Genomic DNA, 11,497 nt, shown 5'->3' on the forward strand with positions numbered 1-11,497 from the left:
CGAGAGGACCGCCGGGCCCGTGCCATGAGCGCTGACACCCCCCGGAGCGACACCGCTCTCCCTCCCGCCGCCCTTCCGCCCGCCGGCCGCCGCGTCGTCGGACCGCCCGAGTGGCACGCCCGGATCCAGCTGTACCTCACCATCGGCGACGCCCTCGCCATCCTCGCGACCCTCGCCGTCGTGCAGGCGCTGTGGCCCGGGGCGGACTCGAGCGTCCGGGTCGGCTGGATCGCCGTCGACCACGCCGTCGTCGGCAGCGTGATCGGTCTGGTCTGGCTGTTCTTCCTCGCCGTCACCCGGTCGCGGCAGACCCGGGTGCTCGCGGCCGGTGACCTCGAGTACCGACGCGTGCTCAACGCCACGCTGCTGGCGTTCGGCACCGCGGCGATCCTCGCCTTCCTGCTGCAGGTGTCCTTCTCGCGCGGCTACTTCCTCCTGGCGCTGCCGCTCGGGGTGCTGCTGGTGCTGGCGGGGCGCTGGTTCTGGCGTCGCTACCTCTCCCGTGCCCGCCGACGCGACCGCTACGTCGACCACGCGCTGGTCATCGGCACGCGCGCGGACGCCCAGCGCCTGACGAGCGAGCTCGCCCGGCACCGTTCGGCGGGGCTGAGCCCGGTCGCCGTGTGCGTGCTCGACGACGATCCGGGCGAGATCACCGACGCCGGCGACAACCCGCTGCCGCGCGTCCCCCGCCTCGACCTCGTGGCGGGCGCGTCCTCCTCGTCGGTCGACGTCGTGGTGGTGGCCGGCGAGATGCCGCGCGGCCGCGAGGACGTCCGCCGGCTCGGCTGGGACCTCGAGGGCACCCACGCCGAGCTCATCCTCGAGTCGCGGCTGACCGACATCGCCGGGCCGCGCCTGCACCTGCGTCCCGTCGAGGGACTGCCGCTCGTGTACGTGACGCTCCCGCAGTTCAGCGGGGCGACGTACGCCGTCAAGCGCGCGACGGACGTGATCCTCAGCGCGGCGGCCCTGGTCGTGCTGTCACCGCTCCTGCTGACGATCGCCCTGCTCGTCCGGCTCGGCGACGGCGGTCCCGCGTTCTTCCGGCAGGTGCGGGTGGGGGCCAACGGTCGCCCGTTCACGATGCTGAAGTTCCGCTCCATGCGGGTCGACGCCGAGGACGTGCGCGCCCGCCTGCTGGAGCAGGACGAGGGCGCCGGGCTCCTGTTCAAGATGAAGGACGACCCCCGGATCACGCGCGTCGGACGCGTGCTGCGCAAGCTCTCGCTCGACGAGCTCCCGCAGTTCCTCAACGTGCTCGGCGGCTCGATGAGCGTCGTCGGCCCGCGCCCGCCGCTGCCGGACGAGGTCGCGGCCTACGAGGGCGACGTCGGGCGCCGCCTCCTCATCAAGCCCGGCATCACGGGGCTGTGGCAGGTGAGCGGGCGCTCGGACCTGAGCTGGGAGGAGAGCGTCCGGCTCGACCTGATGTACGTCGAGAACTGGTCGATCACGGGTGACCTCGCCCTGATCGCGCGGACCGTGGTGACCGTGCTGCGCCGGGACGGGGCGTATTGACCGCGTCGCCGACCCTCGCGGCGCTCCGCCCGCCGCGTCACATCCGGGTCAACGTCAGGACGACGTCGCGGGTGTTCCTGCGCAACGCGCCGGTGCTGGCGGCGGGCGGGGCGTTCGTCGCCGTCCTGGTGCTCCTCTCGGGGCCAGGCGCGCGGACTCCGCACCTCTTCGTCGGCGTCGGTCTCGGGATGCTCGCGTGCGTGCTCTCCTTCGCCGTCGACTTCTCTCGCCTGCCCGGCGCGGCCGCCACGGCGGTGCCCCTGCTCAACCTCGTCGCCCTCGGCGTCCTCGAGGCGGGCGGTATCCCGGTCTCGATGCTCACCGTCCTGCCCGTCCTGACGCTCGCGGTCTCGCACGGGTCCGCCGGTGCCCTCGCGGGGGTCGTCGGCGGCACGCTGGTCGCCTGGACGCCGATGCTCCTCGACCCCGTGCCGGTCGGGCCCGCCCACCTGCCCTCGCTCCTGCTCGTCCCGATCGTGCTGGTCACCGTCGGGTTCACGGTGACCGGCGCCGAGCGCAGGGCCCGCGCCCGCAGCAGCCTCCTGCGCCGTCAGGACGGCGCGCTGCAGGAGCTGCTCGACGACCTCGTCGCCGAGCGCGAGACGCTCCAGGGCATCCTCGCCGTGCTGCCCGCCGGCGTCGTCGTGCTCGACGGGTCCCGCGTCGTGCTGGCCAACCCCCGCGGTGCCCGGCTGCTCGCCCCGGCGGGCCACCCGGTGGACCGCGAGAGCCGCGAGCAGGAGGCCGAGAGCGAGGCGGACGCCACGGCGTCGCCCCTCTCGAGCGTGCTGGGCCGCGCCGTCGCCGGCGAGGCGATCACGGCGGAGACCCACGCGTGGGTCGAGCCGGACGGGACGCGGTCCGCGATCCGGACCACGACGGCGACGCTGCCCGGCCGATCCGGCCGCGCGCCGCTGCGCGTGGTGCTGCTGGAGGACCTCACGCAGGAGGACCGCGCGATCCAGCAGCGGGAGGACTTCGTGCGCGCCGTGTCCCACGAGCTGCGGACCCCGCTCACGTCGGTGGTCGGCTACCTCGACCTCGCCCGTGACGTGCCCGACGTCCCCGACGACGTGCACGAGCTGCTCGAGATCGCCGACCGCAGCGCCCACCGCGTGCTGCGCCTCGCGGACGACATGATGGTCGCCTCGCGCCTGCGCACCGGACCGCTCCGCGTCGATCTCGCGGCGACGGACCTGTCGGAGCTCGTGCGCTCGCGGCTCGAGGAGACCCGGTACGCCGCCGAGGTGGGCGGCATCGTGCTCGTGGACGCCACCGAGGGTCCCTGCCTCGTGCAGGCGGACGAGGCCCGGCTGCGGCAGGCGATCGACAACGTCCTGTCCAACGCTGTCCTGTACTCGCACGTCGGTGGTGTGGTGACCGTCGCGACGCGGACCCGGGGGGATCACGCCGTGGTGGAGGTCCTCGACGAGGGGATCGGGATCCGGCCGGAGGACCGAGCCCGGGTCTTCGACCGCTTCTTCCGCGCCCCCGCCGTCGTGCGGGGCTCCCGTCACGGCACCGGCCTGGGGTTGCACGTGGCCCGCGAGATCGTCGTCGGGCACGGCGGGGACATCGCGATCCGCAGCACCCCGGGCGAGGGGACGCGCGTGGAGATCCTGCTGCCCGCCGTCGTGCACGGGGCCGCCGCGTGAACGTGGACCTGCCCACGGTGCTGCTCCTGCAGCACCTCGTGGTCGGGATGCTCACCGTCGTCTACGGGGTGGACGTCGTGCGCCGCGGGTTCACCTCGGTGGACCGGTACTGGATGATCGCGTACCTCGCGGCCGGGCTCGCCAGCCTCGGCCACCTGATCGGCACCCTGACCGCGCAGCGCGACTGGACCGACTCCGTCGCCGACGCCCTGCTGGTCCTCGCCGCCGGGGCCGCGTGGAGCGGGGTGCGGGTGCTCGACGGCGCCAGGCCCCGGCTGTGGATGCCGGTCCTCACGGCCGTGGCCGTCGCCGTCGCGGGTGGCCTCGGCTCCTCGGTGGAGCCGCGAGGCTATCTCGCGGTCGTCGCCGGCTGGGCGGTGGCGACGGCGGTCGCCACCGTGCGGGGGAGCGCCATCCGCCACATCGGTGGTGCCGTGATCGCCGGCTCGCTGGGTGTCGGCGGGTCGGCCCTGCTGCTGCACACCGTCGTCGGGATGTCCCGCGACGGCGCCGCCGCCCCGACCGACCTCATGCTCTCGCCCGAGACCGCCGCCCTGATCATCATGGTGGCGGTCGTGGGCACGGGCGTCGGGACGCTGCTCCTGCGGACGGGGGAGGGTGGGGCCCTGCAGGTCGGCGAGGCGCTCTTCGATCCCGCGACGGGCGTGCGCACGCCGCTCGGGCTGCACGGCAGGGCCGCGGCCCTGCTCGAGGACGGGCGTGCCGGCGGGCGCCCGTCGACCGTCGCCGTCGTGGAGCTGGTGGACGCCGTCACCCTGCTCGACGCCTACGGGTCGCGGATGATCGAGTCCGCGCGCGAGCTGGTGGCAGCGGTGCTCATCGACACTGCGCCTCGGGGGAGTCTCGTCGGGACGGTCGAGGGGACGGAGTGCTCGTTCGTCGTCGTGCTCCCCGACCACGACGCCGAGCAGGCGGATCCCTGGCGGGCGACGGTGGTCGCCGCGGTGCGCGCCTCCCGCGTCGAGGTCGTGGGCGACGGCGTGCGGCTCGGCGTCAGCGTCGGGCTCGCCGACGGGGACGGCGCCCTGCTCGACCTCGTGGACCGGGCGAGCTAGTCGGCCCTCGCGGCTCAGCCCTGGCGGAAGCGGTACCCCACGCCACGCACCGTCTCGACCCAGCGCGGGTTGCTGCTGTCGTCGTCGAGCTTGCGGCGGAGGTTGACCATGTGGACGTCGAGGCGACGGTTCTCGGACTGCTCGACGGGAGCGTCCACGCTCTCGCGCCCGTGCCGCAGCATCCGCGCGAGGTCCTCCTTGCTCGAGACGCGCCCGGGCACGGTGACGAGGTGGGAGAGGATGTCGAACTCGCTGCGGGTGAGGTGGACGTCCGACTCGTCGAGCGTCACGGTCCGGGCGAGACGGTCGACCACCAGCGTGCGGCCGCTCTCGTCCTGCGCCCGCATCGGCCACGACTGCCCGCCGGTGCCGGCGCCGTTGCTGCTGCCGGCGCCGCCGGAGATCTCGACCGGGGCGTCCTCGCCGAGCGGGGGCGCGTCCTCGCCGCGCACCGTGGTGCGGGGGCGGCGGAGCATGGCCTCGATGCGCGCCCGCAGCTCGCGCGGGCGGAACGGCTTGGTGATGTAGTCGTCCGCGCCCGACTCGAGCCCCATGAGGGCGTCGATCTCGTCGACCCGGGCCGTCAGCATGATGATGTAGGCGTCGGAGAAGGTGCGGATCCGGCGCGCGACCTCGAAGCCGTCGATGTCGGGCAGGCTGATGTCCAGCGTGACGACGACGGGGTCGGTCTCACGCGTGAGGTTCACCCCGTCGAGGCCGGTGGCCGCGGAGTGCGTCTGGAACCCGGCGGGGCTCAGGACCATCTCGAGGAGACGTCGGACGTCGGCATCGTCCTCGACGATCACGACGACTCGCGAATTGCTGCTCATAGTTCGAGAGGGTACAAGCCCGACCTGCCGTCCAGCGCTGTGCGCCCAGTTCGTGGGGAAGCTCTGCGCTCACCTTGCGGGAACGCAGAGCCTCCGTGGTCAACGATGCGCCCCGGCTCGTGTCTCGCACGTGCCGGGGCGCATTGCCTCTGTCGGATCAGGCCCGCGTGCGGGTCCCCCGACGGACGAGGTAGGTGCCGCCCGCACCGGCGACGACGAGGCCGCCGGCGAGGAGGGCGAGGCCACCGACCGAGCCGACGCCGGTCTCGGCCAGGCCGCCGGCCGAGGCCGCGGCGCCGGCGTCCGACCCCGTGCCCGACGACGAGCCCGAGCCCGCACCCGCGCCCGAGCCGGAGCCCGAACCGGAGCTCGGCGTGCCGACGGTGACGACCTGGGCCGGCAGGTCGTGCCCGGCGTCGGTGGTGATCTGGTGGGTGTAGACGCCCTCGACGGTGTGGGTCACGGAGAACTCGACGGTCGAGCCCGGCACGTCCTTCGTGAGCGAGGCGGTGCCGGCGATCGTGATCGTGGCGTCGGGGACGCTCGGGTCCTCGGACGTGACGGTCATGGTCGCGACGGTGGCGGTCTCGAGTCCGCCGGCCGTGACCGTGACGGGCTCGCCCGGAGCCGGGTTGAGCGAGGAGACGCTGACCGGGACGGGGGGTGCGGGGTAGGCCTGGGCGGCGGTGGGAAGGGCGACGAGGGCGAGCACGGCGGCCCCCACGGCGAACGATCGCTTCATGGTGTGGTCCTTTGCTGAGGGCGGGGGAGGTGGGTGGGGTCAGCCACTGACGAGCGCACGGTCGGTGCGGTCGGGGCCGCAGCTGCGGCTGCGACGAACGAGGTAGGCGGAGCCGGTGGCTCCGGCGACGACGCCCACGGCGAGCACCACGGCGAGGCTGGACTCGACGTGGACCGTGGGGGCGGAGGTCGTGACGGTGGTGACGACGGCCTGGTCCGAGGTGGTCACCAGATCGTTGGGGGTCGCCGTGGCCGGGGCGGCCAGGAGAAGGCCCCCGACCACGAGTGCCGTGGCGGTCCCCAGCGGTGCGAGCAGACGAGCCATGAGGTGCCTCCATCGGGTTGCACGGGTGTTCGGCGAGGCGTGCCGCGTGGAATGACCGTGACACATGGCTGATCCTTACGCAACCCCAACATTCTGCCAACGCTTCCGCCTATGTGAACAGCAAGTTACGGCTAGGCGTAAGGATTAGCGTTAGGTTTGTGTTTGTGATTCAGTTCGTGACGTGAACATCTCCGTCATCGGGTGCGGGTACCTCGGCGCCGTCCACGCCGCATGCATGGCCGACCTCGGCCACGACGTCGTGGGGGTGGACGTCGACCCCGGTCGGGTCGCACAGCTCGCGGCCGGCGAACCCCCGTTCCACGAACCGGGCTTCGCCGAGGTCCTGCGGCGCGCGCTGGACAGCGGACGCCTCTCTTTCACCACCGACGTCTCGCGCGTCGCCGGGGCCGAGATCCACTTCGTCGCCGTCGGGACGCCGCAGCAGCAGGGCTCCTACGCCGCCGACCTCACCTACGTCGACGACGCGGTCACCTCGCTGCTGCCGCACCTGGCCCCGATCGACGGCCGACCGGCCGTCGTCGTCGGCAAGTCGACGGTGCCGGTCGGGACCGCGGAGCGCCTCGCCGAGCGGCTCGGCGACGCGGCCGTCCTGGTGTGGAACCCCGAGTTCCTCCGGGAGGGCTTCGCCGTCCAGGACACCGTCGCCCCCGACCGCCTCGTCTACGGCCTGCCGGTCGACGAGACCGCCGCCGCGGCGGCGAGGGACGCGCTCGACGGGGTCTACGCCTCGATGCTCGAGCGCGGCACGCCCCGCCTGACGGCGGACTACGCGAGCGCCGAGCTCGTGAAGGTCGCCGCCAACTCCTTCCTGGCCACCAAGATCTCCTTCATCAACGCGATGGCGGAGATGTGCGAGTTCACGGGGGCCGACGTCACGTTCCTCGCCGAGGCGATCGGTCACGACGACCGCATCGGCAAGAAGTTCCTCCGCGCCGGCGTCGGCTTCGGCGGGGGCTGCCTGCCCAAGGACATCCGCGCCTTCATGGCCCGCGCCGGCGAGCTCGGCGCCGCCCAGTCGCTGACGTTCCTGCGCGAGGTGGACTCCATCAACCTCCGGCGCCGCCAGCACGTCGTCAACCTCACGGTCCACGCGCTGCAGGGCCGCGTCCCCGGCAAGCCCGTCGCCGTCCTCGGGGCGGCCTTCAAGCCGCACAGCGACGACGTGCGCGACTCCCCGGCGCTCGACGTCGCCTCCCGCCTCGCCGGGCTGGGCGCCGACGTCCGCATCGTCGACCCGGCCGCCGGCCCCGTCCTGCGCCGGCTGCGTCCCGACCTGGGGGTCGTGGACACCGTCGAGGAGGCCGTCGCCGGGGCGCACGCCGTCCTGCTGCTGACCGAGTGGCCCGAGTTCGTCGGCCTCGACCCGGCGGTGGTCGGGACCGGGGTCGCGGCGCGCACGGTGATCGACGGCCGCAACGTGCTCGACCCCGCGTCCTGGCGCGCGGCCGGCTGGACCTACGTGGGGCTGGGGCGGCCGTGACCGGGCGCCCGGCCGGCGTCGCCCTCACGCTCGGGGCGACGTGCCTGCTGCTCGCCTCGTGCGCGTCCGGCGCCTCGGCGAACGGCACCCCGACGACCGCGTCCGCCCCGGAGCCGTCGGCCTACGCCGAGCAGCTGACGGACGCCGTCGACGCCGCGCGCGTCGCCCACGGGGCCCCGGCCCTGGCCGGCTCGACCTGCGCCGAGGAGCACGCCGGCGAGCGGGCGGCCGCCCTGGTGGGTCGCGAGCTCGCGCACGCGCCGATCGACGACGTCATCGCCGACTGCGCGCCGGCCGCGGGGGCGGGGGAGAACCTGGTGCGTTCGGCGCGCGAGCCCGCCGCCGTCGTCGAGGCCTGGCTCTCCTCGCCCGGCCACGCCGACAACCTCCTCAGCCCCGACTTCGTCTCGCACGCGATCGCGTGCGTGCCCGACGGCGCGGAGCTCGTCTGCGCCGACGTGTTCCTGCGGGGGCCGAGGCATGACCGCCCGGCGCTCCTCAGCGACGCAGCGCGTCACCGATCGCCGTCGTGGCCTCGACGATCTGCGCGAGCACCGCCACGTGGACGGCGTCGCCCCGGCGGTAGGGGTCGGCGACGTCGTCCTCCGCCGGGTCGGCCAGCCCGGTCCGGTTCCGCAGCGTGAGCGCGGTCAGCGCCGCCAGCCGGTCGGCGATCGTTCCCGCGGGCAGGTCCTGCGACTCGACACCCGCCGCGGTCCGCGCGAGCTCGCGCAGGGTCACGGTCCGGCGCAGGGCCCGCACGCTCGCGGCGACGACCTGCGAACGGTGCTCACGGGTCAGCGCGACGACCAGGTCCGCCTGCTCGACCAGCGCCCTGTCCAGCTGCTGAGCCACGCCGCCGCCGGCGTCGACACCACGCTCGGCCAGCAGGCGCGCGACCGTCGCCTCGACGGGCGCGCCGACGACCGCGGCGGTCCCCGCGCTGCCGACCTCGACCTCGTCCCCGAGCGCGTCGGCGAGCAGCAGCGCCGCGGCGGGGGACCGGCAGATGTTCCCGGTGCAGACGACGAGGACGCGCGGTCGATGGGTCTCGGTCGTCGGCAGCATCGTTCGATCGTAGGTGTCGGCGCCGTCCGCCCGACCGCGGGAGCGCGGCGATGAGCCGCCGGGCGTGGGGCGCCGTGGGACTGGCGGTGCTGGTGGCCGTCAACGGACTCGTCGTGCTCGACCTGCTCGGGGACCGGGCCGCCGCCAGGCCCGACGCGACCGCGCCGGTCCCGTCGCCGTCGTCCGTGAGCACCCCCGTGCTCCCGGACGCCGCCGACGCTGCCGGCGGTGTGTCCGAGCCCACCGGTGCGACGTCGGCCGCGCGCCAGCTCGTGGCCGTGGGGGACGGCATCGCCTGGCGCGCCACCTTGGCGGAGTGCGGTCGCGGACGCTCGGTGGTCGAGCGCACCGCGGACGGCGGGGCGAGCTGGGCCGTAGTGACCCCCGACGTCTCGACCGTCGTCCGGCTCCGGGCGACCGGCGCGAACGAGGCGTTCGTCGTCGGCGCCCAGGTGGACTGCGCGACGGCGCTGGCCACCACCGCCTCGGCGGGGTCCGACTGGCGCCTCGCCGACGCCTCCCTCAGCACCGCCTGGTACCTGGCCCCCACCGACCGCTCGCTCGTGGTGGGTCCCGACGGGGCGGTCCCGGTGCCGTGCCCCACGGGCGCCGTCGACCTCGCGGCGGCCGGGACCGACGAGGCCGCCGTCCTGTGCCGGGACGGCTCGCTCGCCCTGACCCGGGACGCGGCCGTCGAGTGGTCGCCGGTCCAGCCGGACCTCCAGGCGCTCGCCGTCGCCGACAGCGCCGGCGGCTACGTGCTGGCCGGACGGGCGCAGGGGTGCGACGGCGTCGCGGTGGTCGCCCTCGACGAGGACGCGAGCGGCTCCGGCAGCCCCCTGGCCTGCGCCCCGATCACCCCCGAGCCAGGGCTGGCCGTCGCGGTGGCCGGCGAGGAGATCTGGGTCTGGACCGCGCTCGGCACGGCCGTCTCGACGGACGGCGGTGCGACGTGGTGACGCGGCGGCGTCGTCGTCGCCCGCCCCGGCCGCTGCGCCGGACCGGTGCCGTCGCGGGCTGGTGCCTGCTCGTCGTGGCCACCACCGTGGTCGCGGCCGGCGTGTGGACCGCGGCGGACGCGCTGCGCGTCCGCGACCAGCTGACCGATGCGGCCGCGCTCGTGCCTCAGCTCGAGGAGCAGGTCCGCGCGGGTGACCTCGACGCCGTGACGGAGAACGTCGCCGCGCTGCGGTCGGTCTCCGCCGCCGCCGTGCGCACCACGCACGCACCGCACTGGGACCTCTTCTCCCGCCTGCCCGGGGTCGGACCCGACGTCGCGGCGGTCCGCACCCTGACCGACGTCGTCGCAGAGCTCGCCGACGGCGCGCTGCCGCGGCTGCCCGACGTCGTCGCGGCCGTCAGCCCGGCGTCGCTCGCGCCGGTGGACGGCCGGGTCGACGTCGCGGCCGTCGCCGAGCAGGCCCCCCACGTCGTGGCCGCGGACGACAGCGTCCTTCGGGCGCTGGCCACCCTCGCCACGATCGACCGCGACGGGCTGCTGCCCCAGGTCACCGACGCGGCGGACCGGCTCGAGGGCGAGCTGACGCAGCTGCGCACCTCGACGGCGACCGCCGCGCGCGCCGTCCGGCTGCTGCCGGCGATGCTCGGCGCCGACGGGCCGCGCCAGTACCTGCTCGTGGTGCAGAACAACGCCGAGCCCCGGGCCCTGGGCGGCATCGCGGGCTCCGTCGTGCTGCTGCGGACCGAGGACGGACGGGTCGAGATCGTCGAGCAGCGCGCGGGCAACACGCTGACGTTCCCCACCAGCCCCCTCCCGCTCGAGCCGGTCGAGACCGCGCTCTTCGGCGACCAGGTCGGCCGCTACCTCATCAACGCCACCAGCACGCCCGACTTCCCCCGGGCGGCGGAGCTGGCGGCGTCCGCCTGGCGGGCCGAGACGGGCACGACGGTCGACGGCGTGCTGTCGGTCGACCCCGTCGCCCTCGCGGCGGTCCTCGGGGCGACCGGTCCGGTCACGACGTCCACCGGTGTCACGCTCGACTCCGACAACGCGGCCGCCTACCTCCTCAACCAGATCTACCTCGACGAGCCCGACCCCGCGGGTCAGGACCTCTTCTTCACCGACGCGGCGAGCGCCGTCTTCGACGCGCTCAGCTCGGGGGCGGGTGACGCGGGTGGTCTGCTCACGAGCCTCGTGGCCGCCACCGACGCCCACCGGCTGCTGCTGTGGTCCTCCCACCCGGTCGAGCAGGAGGCGCTCGCGGGCACGGTGCTGGCGGGGGAGCTGCGCGGCGACCTCGGCGGCGCCCCCGTCGTCGGCGTCGCGCTCAACGACGGGTCGGGCGCGAAGGTCGGCTACTACCTCGACGTGCGTCCGACCGTCACCGTGCTCGAGTGCCGACCCGACGGCTCCCAGCGGCTGGGGGTCTCGGTCGCGCTCCGGTCCGACGTCCCCGACCCGGCCACCCTGCCCGAGTACGTCACGGGCGGCGGCGTGTTCGTCCCCGAGGGCATGACGCGCACCAACGTGCTCGTCTACGCCCCGACGGCCGGCCGGGTCCTGACCGCCGGGTCCGACGGCGGTGAGACGGCCGTCCTCTCGCAGAGCCACGACGGCCTCGCCGTCGTCAGCCAGACGGTCGACCTGATGCCGGGCGAGTCCCGGACGCTCGAGTACGAGCTGCTGTCCGGGCCCGACCTCAGGGCCGCCCCCCACCTCCGACTGACCCCCGGTCCGCGCGCGTCCCAGGGCGTCGTCGAACCCGGCTGCGCCGAGGAGACGCGATGACCTCGACCAGCACCCCGGGCGGTCCCACCCG

Annotated in this window: 10 protein-coding genes and 1 pseudogene; 7 read left to right on the forward strand and 4 right to left on the reverse strand. The window is 74.9% G+C overall.

All coding sequences use genetic code 11. From position 1 onward, the window contains the following. Positions 1–24 precede the first annotated feature (24 nt). From C8046_RS16030 to C8046_RS16040, 3 genes are read left to right on the forward strand one after another with little or no spacing between them, the layout of a single operon-like run. Entirely contained in the window at positions 25–1,521 is a 1,497-nt protein-coding gene (locus C8046_RS16030; RefSeq protein ID WP_109230305.1) for a sugar transferase, read from the forward strand. Further along, a complete protein-coding gene (locus C8046_RS16035; RefSeq protein ID WP_109230306.1) occupies positions 1,518–3,176 on the forward strand; it encodes a sensor histidine kinase in 1,659 nt (552 codons plus the stop codon). Before C8046_RS16030 ends, C8046_RS16035 begins: the two co-directional genes overlap by 4 nt. Next, positions 3,173–4,252: a GGDEF domain-containing protein gene (locus C8046_RS16040; RefSeq protein WP_109230307.1), complete on the forward strand. Its 1,080-nt coding sequence runs from the start codon at positions 3,173–3,175 to the stop codon at positions 4,250–4,252. Before C8046_RS16035 ends, C8046_RS16040 begins: the two co-directional genes overlap by 4 nt. Positions 4,253–4,266: 14 nt before the next feature. Here C8046_RS16040 and C8046_RS16045 read toward each other — a convergent pair whose 3' ends face one another. The 3 genes from C8046_RS16045 to C8046_RS16055 all read right to left on the reverse strand — a co-directional run bounded on the left by C8046_RS16045 (position 4,267) and on the right by C8046_RS16055 (position 6,148). Continuing rightward, positions 4,267–5,082 carry a response regulator transcription factor gene (locus tag C8046_RS16045; RefSeq protein WP_109230308.1) on the reverse strand — a complete coding sequence of 272 codons (816 nt, stop codon included), beginning with the start codon at positions 5,080–5,082 and terminating at the stop codon, positions 4,267–4,269. Between the two features lie 157 nt (positions 5,083–5,239). After that, a complete protein-coding gene (locus C8046_RS16050) occupies positions 5,240–5,824 on the reverse strand; it encodes a peptidase (RefSeq protein WP_109230309.1) in 585 nt (194 codons plus the stop codon). A 39-nt stretch (positions 5,825–5,863) separates the two neighbouring features. Next, positions 5,864–6,148 (reverse strand): hypothetical protein, encoded by a 285-nt coding sequence (locus C8046_RS16055; RefSeq protein WP_109230310.1) that lies wholly within the window; start codon positions 6,146–6,148, stop codon positions 5,864–5,866. 181 nt (positions 6,149–6,329) lie between these two features. Here C8046_RS16055 and C8046_RS16060 point away from each other — a divergent pair, with 181 nt between their 5' ends. Together C8046_RS16060 and C8046_RS20260 are read left to right on the forward strand one after the other, a co-directional pair. Then, on the forward strand, positions 6,330–7,649 hold the full coding sequence (locus tag C8046_RS16060; RefSeq protein ID WP_109230311.1) for a UDP-glucose dehydrogenase family protein: 1,320 nt from the start codon (positions 6,330–6,332) through the stop codon (positions 7,647–7,649). Beyond that, positions 7,646–8,032 (forward strand): annotated as a pseudogene (locus tag C8046_RS20260) (CAP domain-containing protein); the annotation flags it as partial. The gene C8046_RS16060 and the pseudogene C8046_RS20260, both read left to right, overlap by 4 nt. A gap of 115 nt (positions 8,033–8,147) precedes the next feature. Here the strand turns inward: C8046_RS20260 and C8046_RS16070 are convergent. Next, positions 8,148–8,717: a low molecular weight phosphatase family protein gene (locus tag C8046_RS16070; RefSeq protein ID WP_109230313.1), complete on the reverse strand. Its 570-nt coding sequence runs from the start codon at positions 8,715–8,717 to the stop codon at positions 8,148–8,150. Positions 8,718–8,767: 50 nt separating this feature from the next. On the opposite strand from C8046_RS16070, the gene C8046_RS16075 reads away from it, so the two are divergent. After that, complete coding sequence (locus tag C8046_RS16075; RefSeq protein WP_109230314.1) at positions 8,768–9,676, forward strand: hypothetical protein; 909 nt, start codon at positions 8,768–8,770, stop codon at positions 9,674–9,676. After that, positions 9,670–11,466 (forward strand): DUF4012 domain-containing protein, encoded by a 1,797-nt coding sequence (locus tag C8046_RS16080; RefSeq protein ID WP_109230315.1) that lies wholly within the window; start codon positions 9,670–9,672, stop codon positions 11,464–11,466. Before C8046_RS16075 ends, C8046_RS16080 begins: the two co-directional genes overlap by 7 nt. Positions 11,467–11,497 lie beyond the last annotated feature (31 nt).

Source organism: Serinibacter arcticus (genome assembly GCF_003121705.1).
Taxonomy (GTDB): Bacteria; Actinomycetota; Actinomycetes; order Actinomycetales; family Beutenbergiaceae; genus Litorihabitans.